This window comes from Veillonella parvula (assembly GCF_002005185.1).
Classification (GTDB): Bacteria; Bacillota; Negativicutes; order Veillonellales; family Veillonellaceae; genus Veillonella; species Veillonella parvula_M.
Map to the genome: position 1 here is coordinate 1,849,700 of NZ_CP019721.1, position 20,754 is coordinate 1,870,453.

The following is a 20,754-nucleotide window of genomic DNA, read 5'->3' on the forward strand; positions in this document are numbered from 1 at the left end:
ACGGGCCATTAACTACTCAATATTGATAATAGTCTATAATCCTTTTCATCAATTGGAAATTCAAGACGTTCTGCCTCTTCATAAGATAGGGCGCGGATATGACCATCTATATAACCTACTAATCGGTTATCGACACCACTCATTAATAGATTAAGGCAGGCTTCGCTCATACGAGCCGCTAAAATAGCATCAAATGCCGATGGACCACCACCACGTTGTAAGTATCCTAACACGGTTAAGCTAGGATCAAATTCCGTATGCTCCTTGATGAAAGCTTTCACCTCACCGCTGTTATAGGCACCTTCTGCAACGAGGATGACACTATATTCTTTGCCACGAATTTGTGTTTCCTTTAAATGACGACAAACCGCATGTAATGACATTGGATTTTCCGGAACCAAAACTATTTCTGCCCCACAAGCTAGTCCTGCCTTTAATGCAATATGTCCAGCTTTGCGCCCCATGACCTCCACAATAGCTACACGTTCATGGGAATTTGATGTATCACGAATACGTCCAACCGCATCAACTACCGTATTAAGAGCCGTATCATAGCCTATCGTATATTGTGTACCACCCATGTCATTATCTATCGTACATGGAATGGTCATAGTAGACATACCAAGTTTAGATAAACTTGTAGCACCACGCATGGAGCCATCACCACCGATAACAACCAGATGGTCAATGTCATAAGCTTTCAAAATATTATAAGCTTTGCGTTGAATCTCTTCATTTTGAAATTCTGGAAAACGTGCTGTTTTCAGCATCGTACCACCTTGTGTTATGATGCCACCAACGTCTCGATTCGATAATGGAAATATCTTTTCCTCAATGATACCTAAATAGCCACGTTCAATACCAAATACTTCAAAACCTTCATGTATAGCTTTTCTAGTTAGCGCTCTTATGGCGGCGTTCATTCCAGGTGCGTCTCCGCCGCTTGTTAGTATTGCGATTCTTCTCATATCCATTACCCCCTTGTGGTGTACGTTGTTTGGATATACTATGTGCCTTACGTTCTTTATTCGTTTGATTAGAAGTCTTTTGTTTATACCTTTTATCATAACGAATTTTATTAGACATTGCTCTTTTTGATACTGTTTCAAAAATCTCTTTTTTCCTACTTTGGTGATTATTCAATTGTATATCTTCAGATGCTTCTTTATCATCTACATCGTTTGTATCATTGGGTTGACGTCTTGCTTTAAATTGCACATCTGAGGCATCTAATTCATCCTCAATACGCTGTATAAAATCATAGGTCCGGCCATTTGTTGTATCTAGTACAAAATCGCACTGCTTATACACGGGCTTCCACGATTGTATCATAGCATGTACAAAGGCATTCACATTACTATAGTCCATGGTAGGCCGTTTCCCAACACGGCGATTCACGCGACTGACAATACGGAATTGTGCAGCTCGGATACCAATAATATAGGAATATTTTTTTAATACCTTTAAGGTGCGATGTTCAATAGGAAAATTCCCACCCACAGAAATCACTGCTTCATGGTATAAGCAAACCTTTTTTAGTACATCCATTTCGGCGCGGCGGAATGCTTTTTCTCCTATCTTTTTAAAAATCTCAGCAATGGGCAACCCAAAACGACTTTCTAATACACGATCGGTATCTACAAATTGCCAACCCTTGCGTTCTGCAAGGTTCCGTCCAAAGTGACTTTTGCCACTTCCCATAGAACCGATGAGCATAATATTCCGTTTTATTATCATCTATTATGTGCCCCTTATCATTACATATCCTTCATTGTACTATAAAATGGTCCAAAAACAAAGACAGACTATAGACATAAAATCTATAATCTGTCTCTATACAGTACATCCGATTTTCATTAAGGTTTTATAATCGATTTAATTGCACAATGCACATAAACTACATTACCTTTACGTTCTATATCTTCTATTTCTATACGGCGTGAAGGATCCTTTTCTTCAACAGTATTTATCCAGTTAATCATACGCTCTGTACTACCTAATACTGTTAATTCTAGTATACCTTCATGCTCATCAGTACTGACAATCATTAATGGTTCTCCTTGCAAGGAATCAAAAATATTTGTATTAGAACTCGTATTAGATGTCTTGTTCCGTGTAAAAGATTCTAATAGTTTTGCTTCATTAGACTCTATATAATCTGACTCAGCATTCATTTGTATAATATAATTTTCTTGTTGATTTTTTAAGCTATTATTTTTTTCTTCAAAATAGATATGCCCATACATAGAAAGGCTAATGAGCATCGCCCACAACACTAGGCTCACTAATATTCTCTTGACCTGATACGTTGTGCTCTCTTTTAGATCCGTCCATATGGAATGTATAAACACCTTTATCTGCTTTAACTGTTCCATGACACTCAATCCCTAGTAATTTTTGTTGGAGAATAGCAATAAATTTACGACATACTTCGTCACTCATGCCTATACCATCCATACTGATACGGCCTTCCTTAACGCTAAGATGCTGTAAACTAATATGTTCTGCCATAGCGGCATCAAGAATATATACGACCATTGTATTGGGTAATATATCTGTTTGATTCTTAAGGATTTTATTCTTTATTATTTTATTTCTTATTTCCATTAATTCACCATATTGTTGATGTATTTCTTGATACTGAGCATTTGCTTGCAATCGCACAAAGTCTATCTTTCGATTTTCATAGCTACGATAACTTGACCAACAACTATATAGGGTAACAAACCCTACTATAACGTATATAAAACTTATCCCGTAAAGAAAGTATCGATAGGTATGCCATAAACTATGCCATCGTAAGGATCGTGTCATTAAATTAATACATCTATTCTTACCAGCCCAATCCAATCCATTTCAGCCCCCTTGCTGCCATGCCAATAGCCATGTCCCAATCTAATTGTCCTTGCTTGCAACGATTACGACCACGACCTAAGAATAATAATGGAATATATTCAGTTTCTCCATATATGGAAATTATACCTTCCATATCTGTCCGTTCTTCATTTGTTATAGATTCTAACCCATACATCCGAATCCCCTGTATCTCATCTATACCAAAGTCTTGTAATCTCACTTCTAACTTATCCATGGCTTCAGCTACATCGCTACCAGTAATAGGTACAATACACTCTTGAAGGCATATATCATTCCACCAAAGCCATAAATGCATGGCGCCTTCTTCTACAACACCTGTTACAGTACCGCTGCGCCGCATCAAGCAATAACAAATAGGAATAGGCCAAAAATCAATAACATCAACAGGTGCATACGTATCTCGTATACCTTGCTTCAAAAGTTCTAGAGAATGTCGATCTACAGCCACCATAAACATATGATAATTGTGTCGTGGATATTCCCGGCGACAAGCATCCATTTGGAAACTATCACCCTCAAAACTAAAGTAGTCCTCTATATTCCACTTTATAAACTCCTTCATATCAAAATCGTGAGGGTCATAGGGTGCCACATGCATTTGTGTATCAATATTAGCAACAATACTATAGGCCCCTTCATCTAAATCATAAGTTTCTATAAATTTTGTAACATCTTCATCAATAGGTCCTGTACGCTTCATTTCTAACGCATCAGTAATGACCATTGTTTTATTTTCTATATGGGCTGTAACACATACAATATGTTCATCAGTTATACATACTCCAGAATGTATTTTCTTTTTTCGTTTCATAGAATCACCTCAATAAGGTTTTACCTTTATAACATGCATATGTTTTTCTTTATCTACAGTCACATACATATGTACACGACTCACGATTTCACTATTCTTTAGTTTTCCATAACTCATAATATGACGCGGATTTTCTGTTGAGCTATCCGCTTCAATAGTAATCTCTACATTTTCATCATCTATCACAACAAGTTTATTTTGAAAGTCCCATACATTTCCTAATTTACAATAGCCCACAAACCAATGAGCACCTCTTTGTGCCGCGTAATGAGCTTCTTCCAAATGCAATTCATCTACCACATTACTTTCACATATTTGTCCTATACGCAGCCCCATAAAAGCTAATAGTAATAAAAAGGACATCGTAAGTATCGCTATATATGTAATAAAGCCCGCGTTATGGGCTCCTACGTTCATAATCTGTCTCCTCTTTACTTGTATACCAATCATAAATAGCACTCTGTCCAATAGAGACCTCATATATGGATAATCCTCCATAACCACTTGTATATTTTCTATCATTAACAAAACGATTATTAATATACCAACGTAAATACACGGTCCCATTAGTATCAACACTAAAAGGATATTCCTGGGTATAGCCCACATTTCGTTTATCGGTCATCCCCACGATGCGACTACCACTGACAGGTTGCAAGCTACCATCTGTTAATTTTCTATAGAGTGCATGACGTTGTACAGTTAAGGTTATGCGCTTTGTATCGTGAATATATAAACTTGTATTATGATCTTCTACAGTAGCCTTCACAGGATTCCATATCATTTGAGCCACAACCATACGCCGTGTATATCGACCATCCTCCATCATAGCTACACTATCAAGTAATTTAGCATCCCACATAACTGCATAGAATACGATGCCTAACAATAAGGTAAGAACTATAATAGAAATCATCATACTAATAAGCGTAGAATACAAAATAAAACCCAGATCATTTCTATTTTTATTCTTATTTTTATTTCTATCTGTTATGGGATTCTGCTTGTATTCTTTATTCTTCCCAATTACCGTTTCTATATCCTCGCCCTTCAATGTATCCCCTCCAAATCAACTGATAGAGAATAGACAACAGATTGATTGTCGATGGCATCTACTGTTAATCGTTGTAAAGATACACCTTCTATCACTACAGGCTTTATATGTGTTTTATAGATAATTTTTTCACTAGGACTCATTGTAAATTGAGAATTATATACACCGGCTTCTATTGTTCCATTCTTATAATAAGAAGCTTTAGCCACTTCTAAATACGTTATGGTATCTTGCAATATATGATCCCAATAATACGCCTTATATACCGTAAGAGTAGCCATCCAAAATATAGATAATACAATCGGTAAAATGAACATGATTATAGCGGCTGATATTAAAGCGTCACCATACATAAATCCTTCAGTGCACTTCTTCCCACCTAATTCGCCCTGTTTGTACAGATATCCATATACGATTTTTCTCACCACTTTCACGATCTTTCAAAATAATTTCTGTCCCATCATAGGGTAAGCCTAAGGCCGAAAAAGAAATAATTGTCATAGACCGTTCATTCTCAATATTTTGCGGTAATGATATGTTTACCGTATGATGATTAACATCTTCCTCTAAGGTATAACTGTCCTTATTTAAAATAAAAAGCATTCTCCCTTTACCATTAGATTTATGCCCTAACATAGACCACAGTTGAACTTTCTTGAGCATATACGCCACCTCTTGCGTAGCACCATTTAAAGTATAACGACTAGGTGTTGTCACAATAGGTAAGGCAATAGAAATGAGCAATAAGATTAAACCAATAGTAATAATCCATTCCGCCAATAAAGATCCACTTTGACGATTTATAAGTTGCACCTTAACCATTGATAAAGCACCTCCATATAGGAACCACCATGTAAGGCACACCATCCGCCAAAGCATAGAAAGGGACCAAATGGGATATATCGATTACGATAACCGGTGAGTAAGAGATAGAGAGAACCAACACAAAAAGTTACGTAAAAGAAACATATAATTTCCCATGGAGTAAGCCATATTGCAATAGCAGAAAACCATTTAATATCGCCTATGCCAAAGCCTTTATGGCTAATCAAACGAAGTCCATATGTAATAGTACCTACGCTGATAACACTTAATAAGGTTACTAACATAGATTGATCATTTATATAGCTATATATAATGCCACCTATTACAAGAGCCAATGCCCCTTCATCAGGCAATATATAGTAATGCATATCGATGGTAGCACCTGCTATGATGATGAGTGAAAACACAGCATACAAAGCAATGTGAGTATAAGATATTGCTTTTGATGAAACTATAATAGGTAACAATATAGATGCTATATATACAAAAAGTCCTATTACATAATTAGTCCCTTTCATACCTTATCCTTTCATATAACTAATGTATATAATTCATAATCTATACAAGTTAATTAAGGCTCATTAGGTGCTTTAACAACAACAGATTTTGAAGTCCCACCACTGACAGCTTCATAAGTAATAGTGTATTCTTTTCCTTTTGCAGTCTTAACATGTTCAGTAAGATATCCTTCCTTATATAGATTTTCTACTGTTGGAGGTGTATCGACATTCTTATCAATCATATACAATTGAGTAGCATTTTTTATAATTTGAATATCTGCTGTTTCTTTAGCATTTCTAGCTTTATCCGCTGCAGATAAGAATTGTGGCATCGCAATAGCCGCTAATATAGCGATAACCGCTACTACAACCATTAATTCAACGAGAGTAAATCCGCCTTTTCTCGATTTTTTAAATCCTTCTCGAACACGAGAAATATGTAATCGATCTACGACCCATTGACCGCACATTTCTAATCGATGATTCACTCCATGAATCATATGCATAACAGACTTCATAATATTCTCCTTTTAATAGTTAAGTAATAACATTGTCTATTGCCCTCCTAAGTTGGCAATAGACGTAAATAAGGGATACATAACAGATACAACTAATACGGCTACACCGATTCCCATTATGGTTAGTAAAATCGGTTCCAATAATCGTTCTAAACGAGCAATATATTTTGAAAGTATAGATTCATAGTAGTAGCTACAGTGGTTTAACATTTTTACTAATTCACCACTCTCTTCTCCAATGGACACCATTTGCCATATAAAAGCGTTTCCTATCTGACCACTACGTAAACTTTCTTCCAGTGAATGTCCTGATAATAATCTTGCTTCCACTTGTTTACTACATTCAACACCATATATATTCCCCCACAAAGGGCGAGTGATATTCATGGTTTGAATGATAGAAATACCAGAATCTAGTAAGAGAGCCCAAACTTTTAACATACTTGTATAATACACACAAGTACTCCATTGGTATCGGTGAGCCAACAGCCAAAGCCAACGATGTACTTTACACTTTATACTATGCTGTTTATAAGCAAATGCTAAGGAACCTATTACAACACAATGAATAGCTATTACCATTAGAGGATGCGATTTTAACCCTTGTCCTAATGCAAAAAGAGCTCGCGTCATCAAAGGTAATGTAATATGCATAGTGGTAAATACCTTTTCAAACGAAGGAATAATAAACAAAATGGTAACTAGAAAAAATATATTCATCATTAAAAGAAGAAATAAAGGGTAAGAAATAGCACTCATAACCTTTTGTTTCAGCTGCCTCTCCCAATCATAGTGGCGGGATATATATTGTAAACTCTCACCCAAAGTGCCCGCTGCTTCACCACTTTCTAGTAAAGCCAAAGCAATAGGAGGACATCCTTCACTTCGTAAAGCCTGTGATAAAGTCTGACCACGCTCTATAGATTCATATAAAGCTGTATAGAGTAGTACTCGTTTCCCCTGGCAGAGCAACTGTAAGGCTCGCCGTAATGGAACACCAGATTCAATGAGTAGACCTAATTGATAAGTCACATCTACCACCATAGTATGATTCCATTTATGTTTCTTTCTTTCATCCTGCAACGATATTCTATAAATTCTATAACCATCTCGTTTTAACCGTATTGCAATTTCTTGTTCTGAATCCCCCCACATCAAACCTTTTTCTGTTTCATTTTGATTATTTTTTACGACATATTCATAAGCCTCCATATATTCACCTACGATAATTGTTGATCAAGCAAGGTATGCAATTGTTGTTGGGCTCCATATTGTGCCTTTACATCTCGCACAGCCATTTCTAATGTTTTCATCGGTAGTTGCGTTTCTTGAATAGATATGATTTGTGGTTCCTTACGGGTCCGTATCAAATTTGCTACTGCATGGGTATTTAGCAAAATATCACGAATAGTAATGAACTTTTTATTCCATCGAAGTAAACGCTGACATATAACGGCCCGTAACACTTGAGATATTTGATTGCGTATCTCTTCTTGTTGCTCCCCAGGAAATAGAGAAATCATGCGGTGAACCGCCATCACTGCACGCTGTGTATGCATAGTTGCCATTACAAGGTGACCAGTCTCTGCCGCATGAAGTGCCGCTTCAAGGGTTTCTCGATCTCGAAGTTCGCCTACCATAATGACATCCGGATCCTCTCGTAAAGCATCTCGAATACCATCTGACATAGTATTAATATCAGCACCTAATTGTCGTTGATGGATCAAAGACTTCTTAGGTGCAAACTCAAATTCAATGGGGTCCTCTAAGGTAATAATGTGGCGCTCCATAGTCTGATTAATATAATCAATACAACAAGCTAAGGTAAAACTTTTACCACTGCCAGTAGGACCACAAACAAGCAATAGACCATCATGTGCTTCGCATAGCTTTTGTAATAACTGACCTTCACTGTTATCATCTAATTTGAGTTGTTGATGACAGAGCAATCGCAATGTACCACATATGGTCTGATTAGCTCGATATAGATGAACACGAATACGCACACCACAACAGGAACAAGCCTCATCAAGAGACTGCCATTCATAGGATGCTATACCGCAACGGCGCAATATATCCTCGATTAATTCTGTAGTACACATAAATGAAGTAGCCTTTAATCCATCACCATGTCGCAAATAGATAGGCTGACCACATTGTAGATGAATATCTGTTGATGATAGTTGTATTGCATTTTCTACAATAGTTTCTAAACTTTCACGTTTACAGCATGAGTCCACAACGATGCACCTCCTCTATAGATGTAACATGCTGAGATACGGCCTTACGAGCAGACTCTTCTAATGACAATAATAAATGTGTTTCCAATTCGTCCCAATGAACCGAATTAGCTGGTATTTCTAAGTATTCAAATAGAGCAGTCCGTCCCTGATATGATGTACCATCAAATTTTCGTACTAGCCGTTGTGCAATAGCCCCCATTAAAGTAGCCCGTATTAAGTACGGCTCTACGCCCATATCCATGAGTCGCGTTACAACGCCTATAGCTGTATTGGTATGTATAGTAGATAATACGCGATGCCCCGTTAAAGCAGACTTAACGGCTAACTCTGCGGTCTCCTTATCCCTAATTTCACCAATCATAATCGTATCTGGATCTTGCCGTAATACAGAGCGAAGACCTTTGGCAAAGGTAAATCCAATCTTTTCATTAATACCAATTTGTATAGCCCCTTTGATTTCAGCTTCTACAGGATCTTCAAGACAGATAAGCTTAGTTTCGTCTAAATTTAACATGCGAAGCATGGCATATAAAGTAGCTGTCTTACCACTGCCTGTAGGTCCACAGATAAGTAATAATCCATAAGGACGTTTTAATAATTGTTCAATGTGCTCAAAGATATCCAGCTGCATGCCTAATTCTTTTAAGTCTTTATGACTCCCTTCATTTCCCATAAGGCGACATACTAAGGTTTCTCCGTATAGGCTAGGCAATGTAGATACACGCATCGTTACAGACTTATTTTTATGACTCCAAGACCAACGCCCATCTTGTGGTAAACGCTTCTCGCTAATATCTAGAGAGCTACAAACCTTAATACGGTTGATAATGAGTTCAGCTTCTTCAAATGATACAGTCATGTAATGTTGCAGCAGTCCATCTTGTCGCAACCGAACATGAGCACCACTTTCAACGGGATCAAAGTGGATATCACTTACATGGTGTTCTAAAGCATACAAGATAATATCGTCTAATGTTACGTCTACATACATGGTCACCTCCAATACCTTGCGGTATGTTTTTACCTCACACTAGCGTATGGCGTTATAGGTTTCGACATCAGCCTCTAAATCCCTCTTTTATTTTTAAAAATCCACGAAGCGAAAACTTTTCTTTTTTTAGACATACAAAAAAGGCGCCCCAAAGGGCGCCCTTATTGGACTATTAGATATAACGTATCTTATTTTAAGTTATAAAAAACGTCATTACCTTTATATTGAGCTGTTTCGTATAACATTTCTTCAATGCGAAGTAATTGATTATATTTTGCTACACGTTCAGAACGAGCCGGTGCACCAGTCTTAATTTGACCAGCATTTACAGCTACAGCAATATCAGCAATGAATGTATCTTCAGTTTCACCAGAGCGGTGAGATACTACGCAAGTGTAACCAGCACGTTTAGCAAGTTCCATAGCATCGAAAGCTTCAGTGAGAGTACCGATTTGGTTAACTTTTACAAGAATGGAATTACCTACACCAAGCTCAATACCACGAGCCAAACGTTTTGTGTTAGTTACAAATAAATCATCACCAACAAGTTGTACGCGGTCACCAAGGCGGTCTGTCAACAATTTCCAGCCTTCCCAATCTTCTTCTGCAAGGCCATCTTCGATGGATATGATTGGATATTTGCCTACTAGGTATTCGTAAAAATCTACCATTTCAGCTGCTGTTTTAACTTTACCTTCCCCAGCAAGGTTATATTTACCACCTTCGTAGAATTCAGAAGATGCAGAATCAAGTGCCAATTTGAAATCTTTTCCTGGTTCATAACCAGCAGCTTTAATAGCTTCACAGATTACTTCTAATGCTTCTTCATTAGATGATAAGTTAGGTGCGAAACCACCTTCATCACCTACTGCAGTACTAAGGCCTTTATTGTGAAGTACGGATTTCAAAGTATGGTATACTTCTGCACAGCTACGAAGAGCTTCTGCAAAAGATTTAGCGCCTACAGGCATGATCATAAATTCTTGAATGTCTACGTTATTATCAGCATGTGCGCCACCGTTCAAGATGTTCATCATAGGAACTGGCAACTCTTTTGCATTAAAGCCACCAAGGTATACAAATAATGGCAAGTCCAAAGATTCAGCCGCCGCACGAGCTACTGCCATGGATACACCAAGGATTGCATTTGCACCAAGGTTAGATTTATTATCGGTACCATCCAATTGCAACATTAAGTTATCGATTGCCACTTGTTCTGTCGCATCATAACCGATAAGTGCAGGACCGATTTTAGCATTTACATTATCGATAGCTTTTAAAACACCTTTACCGGAATAACGGGATTTATCTCCATCCCGTAATTCTACGGCTTCAAACATACCTGTGGATGCACCAGATGGAACAGCTGCTGTAGCAATAGTGCCATCTTCTAAACATACTTCAACTTCAACTGTTGGATTACCGCGGGAATCTAAAATCTCTCTTGCAATGACTTGTTCAATTACTGCCATTTCTTCACCTCATATAATCTAATGGAATAACTGCCATCTGACAGCCATTATATATATATTGAGCTAAACCTTATAGGCTTATAACTCTAATTAACTACTAATATAGTGAAAGCTCCATATTATGCTTTATGTACCAAGCTATGACCTGTCATAGCTTTTGGTTGTTTTATCCCAGCTAAGTCTAATAATGTAGGAGCAATGTCACATAATTTACCAGCTTCTAATGTAGCTGTTTTTAAACTGTCGCTCATTAAAATTAAAGGAACCAAGTTCGTTGTATGTGCCGTATGTACCTTACCTGTTTCATGATTAACCATAAGCTCTGCATTACCATGATCTGCTGTAACTAACAGATGACCTTTCTTGCTACGAATAGCCTCCACGATACGACCTAAACAAGTATCTACTGCTTGAACCGCTTTAACGGCAGCTTCAAAGCTACCAGTATGACCAACCATATCTGGATTTGCAAAATTCAAGATAATCATGTCATATGTTTCATCTTGTATCGCTTGTACAACCTTATCGGTCACTTCATAAGCACTCATTTCTGGTTGTAAATCATAGGTCGCCACTTGAGGGGATTTTACGAGAATGCGATCCTCACCTTCAAAGGGTTCCTCTTCACCGCCATTGAAGAAATATGTAACATGAGCATACTTTTCTGTTTCTGCGATGCGCAATTGGCGATAACCACCTGCACTTAGAACTTCACCTAATGTTTCAGATAATGTATCCTTTTCATACACAATATGTACGGGCAAACCATCCTCGTATTTTGTCATAGTTGCCATATATATAGATAGTGGCTCCCGTTTAAAGCCATCAAAATCAGGTAACACTAGTGCCTTTGTAAGTTCACGACCACGGTCTGGGCGGAAATTACAGAATATAACCGCATCTCCTTCTTTGATAGTCCCTGCAGCATCAATCACCGTAGGAAGTACAAACTCGTCTGTCGCATCTCTATCATAGGACTGTTGCACCGCTTCACATGCAGATGTAGCTATTTCCCCTTGACCATGCACAATGGCATTATATGCCAATTCAACGCGGTCCCAACGATTATCGCGGTCCATTGCATAATAGCGACCACTAACTGTAGCAATTTTGCCACAATTTAAATCAGCCATATACGTTTCTAAGTCCTTTAAATAGCCTTGTGCACATTGTGGAGCTACATCACGACCATCGAGCAAAGCATGAACATACACATGCTCGATTCCATTATCATGAGCCCCCTTGATGACTGCCTTAATATGGTCTAAGGAGCAATGCACATTGCCATCTGAAACTAGGCCTATAAGATGTAAGCTTTGCTTCTTAGCTACTTCGTATAGTTCCTTCATAACAGGGCGATTATAAAACTCACCAGACTCGACATCTTTAGTAATACGAGTCAAATCTTGATACACTATGCGACCAGAGCCAAGATTTAAATGGCCAACTTCAGAATTTCCCATTTGACCTTCTGGAAGACCTACCGCAAGCCCTGATGCTTCTAATGTTGTATGTGGATACATATCCCATAATCGATTAAAACAGAGCGGCTTCGCCTGTACTACAGCATTGGTTGTGTCTGATTTATCCCCCAAGCCAAAGCCATCTAGGATGACTAGCATTACGGGAGCCTCTAATTTAGCCATTTGTAACCTCATATTAAGCGCTTACTTGGTTTGCAGCTTTAATAATATCAATAAATTCATCGACCACAAGTGATGCACCACCTACGAGAGCACCGTCAATATTAGGCTCTCCAAGGATTTCTAGTGCATTTTCTGATTTAACGCTACCACCATACTGGATGCGTACTGCATCGGCAGTTTCATTATCATATAAAGATCGAATGTAATTGCGGATTTCTTTGCATACCTCTTCAGCTTGATCAGCCGTTGCTGTCTTGCCCGTACCGATAGCCCAAATTGGTTCGTACGCAATGATTAATTGACTGACTTGTTCTTTCGGAATATCAGCCAAAGCCCCTTTTAGTTGAGACGTAATCCAATCAAGTGTATGACCCGTTTCACGATGTTCTAAACTTTCACCAACACAGACAATAGGATTCAAATTATGATGAAATGCACTTTTAATTTTTGCATTAACGGTCTCATCTGTTTCGCCATAATATTCACGGCGCTCAGAGTGACCGATGATTACATAATTAACGCCTACTTCTGTAAGCATAAGTGGTGAAATCTCACCAGTAAACGCACCAGCATCATGATAATCCATAGTTTGTGCACCTACTTCAATAGCTGTATTTTTCGTCAATACTACAGCACGTTCGATAGCTGTAAAAGGCGGACATACAACTACATCACAGGACAATTCCATATCTTGTAACACGCTGTTAAACGCTTCGATCAGAATTGATCCAGATGCAATGGTGCCATTCATTTTCCAATTCCCTGCAATAATGGGTTTTCTCATATTATGCCTCGGACAATGCAGCAATACCCGGTAGGATTTTGCCTTCTAAGAATTCTAAAGATGCACCGCCACCTGTGGAGATGTGGCTAATTTTATCTGCTAAACCACTTTTTTCAATGGCTGCTACAGAGTCGCCACCACCAACGATAGTCATCGCATCAGATTCAGCTACAGCTTTCGCTACTGCATTTGTACCAGCTGCAAAGTTTTCCATTTCAAATACGCCCATAGGACCATTCCAAATAATAGTCTTCATTGGCGCCAATGCTTCTACATAAAGTTCGCGGGTTTTAGGCCCAATATCTAATATCATCCAGCCATCTTCGATTTGATCAACATCAACGATTTTAGTATTAGCATCGTTGCTGAAAGCATCTGCTACTACAGCATCAATAGGTGTTAGTAATTTAGCACCTGCTACACGAGCTTCCATAACAAGGTCTGTAGCGATAACTTCTTGACCTTCTTCAAATAAGGAGCTACCAATATTGCAACCTTGCGCTTTAATGAACGCATTAGCCATACCACCGCCGATGATCATTACATCAACTTTAGGCAATAAGTTAGAAATAACGGAGATTTTATCTGTAACTTTCGCGCCACCAATAATAGCTGCCATAGGTGTTTTGGGATGTACTATAGCTGCACTTAATGCGTCAATTTCTTTTTTGAGCAAGAAACCTGCTGCCATAGGGATATAATCAGCAATACCGACTACAGATGCCGCATTACGGTGAGATACACCAAACGCATCATTGATAGCAACATCTGCAAGAGATGCCAATTGCTTAGCAAACTCAGGGTCATTTTTAGTTTCTTCATTGTGGTAACGCAAATTTTCAAGCATCAATACATCACCAGATTGTAATGCTTTTACAGCTTCTTCAACTTTAGGACCAATGCAGTCATCTACGAATACTACAGGCTTGTTGATAAGGTCAGATAAATGCTTAGCACATGGTGCCAAAGACATTTCTGGTTTGCGTTCTCCCTTAGGACGACCAAAGTGAGAAGCAAGGATAACCTTTGCCCCTTTTTCGATTAAGTAATTGATAGTAGGTAATGCACTACGAATACGAGTGTCATCAGTGATGACACCGTCTTTCATAGGAACATTGAAATCAACACGAACAAATACTGTTTTATTAGCTACTTGTAAACCTTCAATTGTTTGTTTCATCAAAGCCTCCTGATTATAAGCCTTTGCTTGCTACAAATGCGGCCATGTCGATAAGACGTTCGGAGTAACCCCATTCGTTGTCATACCAAGAAACAACTTTTACCATGTTGCCATCCATAACCATTGTCAAATCAGCATCAACAATGGAGCTACGAGGATCAGAGCTGAAATCACAGGATACCAATGGTACATCAGATACACCAAGAATACCTTTTAATTCACCGGCTGCTGCTTTGCGGAATGCTTCGTTAATTTCTTCTTTAGTAGCCGGTTTTTCAAGTTCGCAAACAAGATCTGTAGCAGATACGTCTGGAGTAGGAACGCGCAATGCAAAACCATCTAATTTACCTTTTAATTGAGGCAATACTTTAGCAACAGCTTTCGCTGCACCAGTTGTTGTAGGAATGATAGACATTGCTGCAGCACGAGCACGGCGAGGGTCTTTATGACGTGCATCAAGAATTTTTTGGTCATTTGTGTAGGAATGAATTGTAGTCATCATACCGCGTTTGATACCGAATTCATCACATAATACTTTAGCAAATGGAGCTAGGCAATTTGTTGTACAAGATGCATTAGAGATAATGTGATGTTTTGCAGGATCATACATATCTTGGTTAACGCCCATAACCATAGTTAAGTCTTCGTTTTTACCAGGTGCAGAGATTAATACTTTTTTTACAGTAGGTTGATTCAAATGAACCTTTGCTTCCTCTGCATCACGGTATTTACCAGTACATTCCATAACAATTTCTACGCCTTCTTCAGACCAAGGTAATTTAGAAGCGTCGCGGTCATGGAATACACGGATTTTTTTACCATCAACGTAGATATTTTCTTCATCAAATGTTACTTCATTAGGAATTGTACCGTGTACGGAATCGTATTTTAACAATAATGCAGTACCTTCATTATCACCAGTTGCATTAATTGCCACTACATCCACATCAGGATTATTAATCGCTGCGCGAACTACACATTTACCGATACGACCAAAACCGTTAATACCAACTTTTACTGCCATTGTTAGATCCTCCTAATAACAAAAATTCTAACCAAATTCAAACTAAAATTTATAACTACTAATTCGCCTATAAGGCAGAAATTTGTAACAATTGACGCATACCTTCGGCTGCTTGCTCATCAATGATAAGTATCCCTTTCTGGCAAGCTCGCATCACACCTATAATAGCGCTCGCTTTTTCTTGTCCACCAGCTACAGCAATAACATTGGGAACCTTTACTACATCGGGAAGTGATAAACCAATATTATTGGTAGAATAAATTAACTTACCCTCAATGTCACAATATTGGCCAAGTGCTTCACCTACCGCATGATTATCTACCAACTGCTTACGCACATCATCGGCAATATGGCGCTGATCCGCCATGCGCATTGCAGTACCAATACCAAATAATAGTACGTCAGTCCTACTAATGAGGTCTCCAATTTCTTTAATTTGTGGTTCACAAGTCATGAGCATATGTAATGAGTCTTGTGAAAGTCCATCAGGTAAATGGAGCATCTTATAGGAACCACTTAGTCGTTCGGCAAGCACCGAAGCAATTACATTAGCTTGGTATTCCACTACTTCACCAACGCCACCACGGGCTGGTACCACAGTAGGATTGAAAGGTAAGATAGGCATTTCTTCAGCTATTGCTGCCATGGTACTACCGCCACTGATGGCTACTACTGCATTAGGTTTCAATAGGTCTTGCAATAACTTTGCCGCTGTAAAACCTAACTTTTTAACCATCAAGGTTCCTTCTGTAGGTGTAATAACAACTCTATCGATATGAAGTGCTTCAGTCAATCGATATTCTAGCTCGTTAATACGATCTAGCTCATTTAAAAAATTTCGTAACTTTGGAACAATTGCATGACCCTCATCAGTGAGAAAAATCCCTGGTTTATAAATGTCTACAAGACCATTAGCACGCATTAACTCAATATGACTTCGTACGGTTCGCTCTGGAAGATCCGTTGCGGTAGCTAATGTCCTACGGCCTATAGGCTCTTCATAAACAAGGTGGTTTAGTATTTTGTATCGCTCCTTCAATACGCTAACAATTTCAGGAACAATACGTTCACATATCATTAGAAATTCGTTCATCGGGTCCCTCCTTTACCCGTTGGGATTATATGAATCGTTTTTCGTCCCATGTGAACAAAATCCGTCCCACCTAAAGTAAAAAATAAACTCTATATTTGTATTGTATACCCTGTGTGAATTTTATTCAAGCAAAAAAACGCCCAATTAGGGCGTTTTCTAGATAAATTATTATTTAGACTGATTGGTACTATCTTCAAAAGGTTTTAATTCCATTGAGGTTAGTTCATATTCTCCATTGATCTCATCAGTGTTATGTTTCAGTGTTATGTTCAGATGAAAATTCTGATAAATCAGATTGACAGTATCGACACTTAATAGCTTCATTACGAATAAATTCCCCACAATATGGGCATTTCTTAAGATTATCATCTTTAACCTTAACACTATCATTATCCTTAAGTGAAATAGCATGAACTAAAGCAACAATCCACAATAAATTACTATAAATCAGCCACAAGAAGAAGGAACGTCCTTTTTTATTTGCAATAATTGCTGGTATTAAAAATAAAGCAGCAATCACTGGAATCATTGACATAGGTTTTGTCCATATTGGATCATAGACAAAATCCATATAACCATCAACAACTAAACAAGAAATAATAAACCCAAATATAGATTTTATAATGATCATTTTAATACTTCCCCCCTACAAAATTCCCCTTATTTTGTACCGAAGATACGGTCACCAGCATCCCCTAAGCCAGGTAAGATGTAACCATGATCATTAAGTTTTTCGTCGAGGGCCGCTACATAAATAGGAACATCAGGATGTTCTTTATTTACAGCCTCTACACCTTCGGGAGCAGCTACTAAGCACATTAATTTAATATGTTTAGCACCTTTTTCTTTTAGCAATGTAATCGCTGCGGCTGCACTACCACCAGTAGCAAGCATTGGATCAGTTACGATGAAGTCGCGTTCCCCTACGTCAGATGGTAGTTTACAGTAGTATTCTACTGGTTTCAAAGTTTCAGGATCACGGTACAAACCAATATGACCAACTTTTGCAGTTGGAATTAAACTAAGCATACCATTTACCATACCTAGACCAGCGCGAAGAATTGGAATAATACCCAATTTTTTACCTGCAATTCGTTTGCCAGTCATTTTAGTTAGTGGTGTTTCTACCTCCACATCCTCAAGTGGTAAGTTGCGTGTAATTTCATACCCCATCAACATAGTAATTTCATCAAGTAGTTCTCTGAAATCTTTAGAGCCTGTTTGTACGTCACGCATCAATGTAACTTTGTGTTGAATCAATGGATGTGTCATAACATTAACTTTCATGACTGTCCTCCTATAAAACAATATACATATCCCATTCTAGCGATTAACTATCATATTTACTCTATCACAGATTAGAAAATCATGCCATAAAAATATTGAAAGGGATGTGCCGATGGCACACCCCTTTTACACTACCTATAAACTTATAGGACTATAAATATATATTTAATATTAATACAATCGATTAGTACAATGGATACGCTTCACAAAGTGCAGCAACACGTTTACTAGCTTCTTCATGGACCGATTTATCCTCAGGATTTTTAAGAACCACTGCAATAATATCGGCAATTTCTTCCATATCTTTCACTTGCAAACCACGTGTTGTAAGAGCTGGCGTACCAAGACGAATACCGCTTGTTACAAATGGGCTAGCTGGATCAAATGGAATTGTATTTTTATTACATGTAATACCTACTTCATCGAGTAAGTGTTCAGCTTCTTTACCAGTTAAACCAGTATTACGAACATCTACAAGCATAACATGAGTATCTGTACCGCCAGAAACAATTGTTAAGCCCTTTTCTTGTAATGCTGCAGCCAACGCTTTTGCATTGTCGATGACTTGTTGTGCATATACTTTGAACTCAGGTTGTAAAGCTTCACCAAATGCTACAGCTTTAGCAGCGATAACATGCATCAAAGGACCACCTTGGATGCCAGGGAAGATGGCTTTATCGATTGCTTTAGCATACTTTTCTTTGCAAAGAATCATACCACCACGAGGGCCACGCAATGTTTTATGAGTTGTTGTAGTAACGATATCTGCATATTCCACAGGGTTTGGATGTAAACCAGCTGCTACAAGTCCAGCAAAGTGAGCCATATCTACCATGAAAATAGCATCTACTTCGTGTGCCACTTCAGCCATTTTCTTAAAGTCGATTTGACGGCTATAAGCACTACCACCAGCGATAATCAACTTAGGTTTTGCTTCTAATACAATTTTACGGAACTCATCGTAGTCGATTTGTTGTGTTTCAGCATCTACACCATAAGGTACTACATTGAAATATGTACCAGATACGTTAACTGGAGAACCATGAGTCAAATGACCGCCGTGGGACAAGTTCATACCCACAATAGTATCACCTGGTTGTAATAATGCAAAATACACGCCAAAGTTTGCTTGAGAACCAGAGTGAGGTTGTACATTAGCATGTTCTGCACCGAACAGGCGTTTTGCACGTTCGATAGCCAATGTTTCAATAACATCAACATTTTCACAACCGCCATAATAGCGTTTGCCAGGATACCCTTCTGCATATTTGTTAGTCAATACGCTACCTTGAGCTTCCATTACAGCTTGAGAAACAAAATTTTCAGAAGCAATCATTTCTAATTTATCGCGTTGGCGTGCTAACTCTTGGTTGATAACAGCTTGAATATTAGGGTCTTGTTTTTCTAAGAAACTCATGAGTATCCTCCTCATATAGAACAACTATCTATAAAGTAATGATGTATTATTTCTCTAATGCTTTTATTTTCTCTACACGACGTGCATGACGTCCACCTTCAAACTCAGTTTCCATAAAAATGGTTACAATATCGTTAGCAAGGCCTGGTCCAATAACGCGTTCACCCATAGTAAGGATGTTCGCATCATTATGTTCACGACATGCGTGAGCAGAAAATGTATCATGACAAAGAGCAGCGCGAATTCCCGCTATCTTATTTGCTGCAATACCGATACCGATACCAGTACCACAAATCAAAATACCGCGATCTGCTTGACCAGATACAACTGCATTTGCTACAGGTACTGCAATATCAGGATAGTCGCAAGACCCAGCTGAATAACAACCAAAATCCTCTACTTCATGTCCCAATGCACTCAATACTTCTTTAACAGATTCCTTCAGATTTAATCCGCCATGATCACAACCGATTGCAACTTTCATAATTTCATCTCCTACGCCTTCTGAGGCACTGATGTAAGACCAGCCTCTACTAAGTGATAAATTTGTTCCGCACATTGATTATATACGGTTTGGTCAGATCCATATGGGTCCGTAACATCACCATCTTGACCACCCCACTCGGAAATTGTTTTAATTTTATCTTCCTCAAAGGGGAATTGGCGAAGTAGTACAGATTTGTGATCTTTCGTCATACCAATAATAAGATCTGCTGCATTCACGAGTTCCATCGTCAATGGTCTCGATTCATGGTTGGAAATATCTGCAATGGAACGGACAGCTACTACGGCTTGTTCAGTTGGTTTTGCTCCATAAGCGGCAAATAAACCAGCCGATACAGTTGTAACATCCTTATGTTTCTCCGCTGCAAGGGCCCGTGTAATACCTTCAGCCATAGGGCTGCGGCAAGTGTTGCCGGTACATACAAATAAAATATTCATAATAACATCCTTACTCAATCACATTTTGTGATTACTTTATACATTATAGCAAATCTATCCAATATGTAAAGACATTTTTCTATTATCAGT

The 20,754-nt window shown here is 38.3% G+C and carries 25 protein-coding genes; all 25 read right to left on the minus strand.

From position 1 onward, the window contains the following. Positions 1-8: 8 nt before the first annotated feature. Positions 9-923, minus strand: a complete 915-nt coding sequence (locus B1A77_RS08540) for an ATP-dependent 6-phosphofructokinase (RefSeq protein ID WP_237301837.1) — start codon at positions 921-923, stop codon at positions 9-11. Beyond that, the gene (locus B1A77_RS08545; RefSeq protein ID WP_077708500.1) at positions 895-1,737 is read right to left on the minus strand and encodes a shikimate kinase; all 843 of its coding nucleotides are present in this window, start codon (positions 1,735-1,737) and stop codon (positions 895-897) included. Before B1A77_RS08545 ends, B1A77_RS08540 begins: the two co-directional genes overlap by 29 nt. A 119-nt stretch (positions 1,738-1,856) precedes the next feature. Next, entirely contained in the window at positions 1,857-2,285 is a 429-nt protein-coding gene (locus tag B1A77_RS08550; protein WP_237301763.1) for a hypothetical protein, read from the minus strand. Continuing rightward, positions 2,254-2,664, minus strand: coding sequence for a fimbrial assembly protein (locus B1A77_RS08555; protein ID WP_232197500.1), 411 nt, complete (start codon positions 2,662-2,664; stop codon positions 2,254-2,256). The genes B1A77_RS08550 and B1A77_RS08555 overlap by 32 nt, the downstream gene beginning before the upstream one ends. A 169-nt stretch (positions 2,665-2,833) precedes the next feature. Next, positions 2,834-3,688: a hypothetical protein gene (locus B1A77_RS08560; RefSeq protein ID WP_077708501.1), complete on the minus strand. Its 855-nt coding sequence runs from the start codon at positions 3,686-3,688 to the stop codon at positions 2,834-2,836. Positions 3,689-3,697: 9 nt separating this feature from the next. Then, entirely contained in the window at positions 3,698-4,105 is a 408-nt protein-coding gene (locus B1A77_RS08565; RefSeq protein ID WP_024061882.1) for a hypothetical protein, read from the minus strand. Further along, on the minus strand, positions 4,086-4,742 hold the full coding sequence (locus B1A77_RS08570) for a hypothetical protein (RefSeq protein WP_077708502.1): 657 nt from the start codon (positions 4,740-4,742) through the stop codon (positions 4,086-4,088). Before B1A77_RS08570 ends, B1A77_RS08565 begins: the two co-directional genes overlap by 20 nt. Next, positions 4,739-5,095 carry a hypothetical protein gene (locus B1A77_RS08575; protein ID WP_024061884.1) on the minus strand — a complete coding sequence of 119 codons (357 nt, stop codon included), beginning with the start codon at positions 5,093-5,095 and terminating at the stop codon, positions 4,739-4,741. The genes B1A77_RS08570 and B1A77_RS08575 overlap by 4 nt, the downstream gene beginning before the upstream one ends. A gap of 7 nt (positions 5,096-5,102) precedes the next feature. Then, entirely contained in the window at positions 5,103-5,564 is a 462-nt protein-coding gene (locus B1A77_RS08580) for a hypothetical protein (protein WP_024061885.1), read from the minus strand. After that, on the minus strand, positions 5,543-6,085 hold the full coding sequence (locus tag B1A77_RS08585; RefSeq protein WP_008601179.1) for a prepilin peptidase: 543 nt from the start codon (positions 6,083-6,085) through the stop codon (positions 5,543-5,545). Before B1A77_RS08585 ends, B1A77_RS08580 begins: the two co-directional genes overlap by 22 nt. A gap of 53 nt (positions 6,086-6,138) precedes the next feature. Then, positions 6,139-6,585 (minus strand): competence type IV pilus major pilin ComGC, encoded by a 447-nt coding sequence (locus tag B1A77_RS08590; protein ID WP_024061886.1) that lies wholly within the window; start codon positions 6,583-6,585, stop codon positions 6,139-6,141. A gap of 36 nt (positions 6,586-6,621) precedes the next feature. Further along, the gene (locus tag B1A77_RS08595) at positions 6,622-7,797 is read right to left on the minus strand and encodes a type II secretion system F family protein (RefSeq protein WP_077708503.1); all 1,176 of its coding nucleotides are present in this window, start codon (positions 7,795-7,797) and stop codon (positions 6,622-6,624) included. A gap of 8 nt (positions 7,798-7,805) precedes the next feature. Further along, entirely contained in the window at positions 7,806-8,825 is a 1,020-nt protein-coding gene (locus B1A77_RS08600) for a type IV pilus twitching motility protein PilT (RefSeq protein WP_008601186.1), read from the minus strand. Then, entirely contained in the window at positions 8,809-9,819 is a 1,011-nt protein-coding gene (locus B1A77_RS08605; protein WP_039964992.1) for a GspE/PulE family protein, read from the minus strand. The genes B1A77_RS08600 and B1A77_RS08605 overlap by 17 nt, the downstream gene beginning before the upstream one ends. A 188-nt stretch (positions 9,820-10,007) precedes the next feature. Further along, entirely contained in the window at positions 10,008-11,291 is a 1,284-nt protein-coding gene (eno, locus tag B1A77_RS08610; protein ID WP_008601191.1) for a phosphopyruvate hydratase, read from the minus strand. Between the two features lie 119 nt (positions 11,292-11,410). After that, entirely contained in the window at positions 11,411-12,937 is a 1,527-nt protein-coding gene (gene gpmI / locus B1A77_RS08615; RefSeq protein WP_077708504.1) for a 2,3-bisphosphoglycerate-independent phosphoglycerate mutase, read from the minus strand. Between the two features lie 13 nt (positions 12,938-12,950). Continuing rightward, positions 12,951-13,721 (minus strand): triose-phosphate isomerase, encoded by a 771-nt coding sequence (gene tpiA, locus B1A77_RS08620; RefSeq protein WP_024061891.1) that lies wholly within the window; start codon positions 13,719-13,721, stop codon positions 12,951-12,953. A gap of 1 nt (position 13,722) precedes the next feature. Continuing rightward, positions 13,723-14,901 carry a phosphoglycerate kinase gene (locus B1A77_RS08625; RefSeq protein WP_077708505.1) on the minus strand — a complete coding sequence of 393 codons (1,179 nt, stop codon included), beginning with the start codon at positions 14,899-14,901 and terminating at the stop codon, positions 13,723-13,725. 13 nt (positions 14,902-14,914) lie between these two features. Beyond that, positions 14,915-15,925 carry a type I glyceraldehyde-3-phosphate dehydrogenase gene (gene gap / locus B1A77_RS08630; protein ID WP_004697289.1) on the minus strand — a complete coding sequence of 337 codons (1,011 nt, stop codon included), beginning with the start codon at positions 15,923-15,925 and terminating at the stop codon, positions 14,915-14,917. A gap of 67 nt (positions 15,926-15,992) precedes the next feature. Beyond that, entirely contained in the window at positions 15,993-17,018 is a 1,026-nt protein-coding gene (locus tag B1A77_RS08635; protein WP_024061893.1) for a sugar-binding transcriptional regulator, read from the minus strand. A 250-nt stretch (positions 17,019-17,268) separates the two neighbouring features. Continuing rightward, positions 17,269-17,649, minus strand: coding sequence for a zinc ribbon domain-containing protein (locus tag B1A77_RS08640; RefSeq protein ID WP_024061894.1), 381 nt, complete (start codon positions 17,647-17,649; stop codon positions 17,269-17,271). Positions 17,650-17,678: 29 nt separating this feature from the next. Next, positions 17,679-18,305, minus strand: coding sequence for a uracil phosphoribosyltransferase (upp, locus tag B1A77_RS08645; protein WP_008601199.1), 627 nt, complete (start codon positions 18,303-18,305; stop codon positions 17,679-17,681). Positions 18,306-18,489: 184 nt separating this feature from the next. Continuing rightward, the gene (locus B1A77_RS08650) at positions 18,490-19,722 is read right to left on the minus strand and encodes a serine hydroxymethyltransferase (protein ID WP_004697326.1); all 1,233 of its coding nucleotides are present in this window, start codon (positions 19,720-19,722) and stop codon (positions 18,490-18,492) included. A gap of 46 nt (positions 19,723-19,768) precedes the next feature. Then, positions 19,769-20,206: a ribose 5-phosphate isomerase B gene (rpiB, locus tag B1A77_RS08655; protein ID WP_024061895.1), complete on the minus strand. Its 438-nt coding sequence runs from the start codon at positions 20,204-20,206 to the stop codon at positions 19,769-19,771. Positions 20,207-20,217: 11 nt separating this feature from the next. Continuing rightward, positions 20,218-20,664: a low molecular weight protein arginine phosphatase gene (locus B1A77_RS08660; RefSeq protein ID WP_024061896.1), complete on the minus strand. Its 447-nt coding sequence runs from the start codon at positions 20,662-20,664 to the stop codon at positions 20,218-20,220. Between the last annotated feature and the right edge of the window lie 90 nt (positions 20,665-20,754).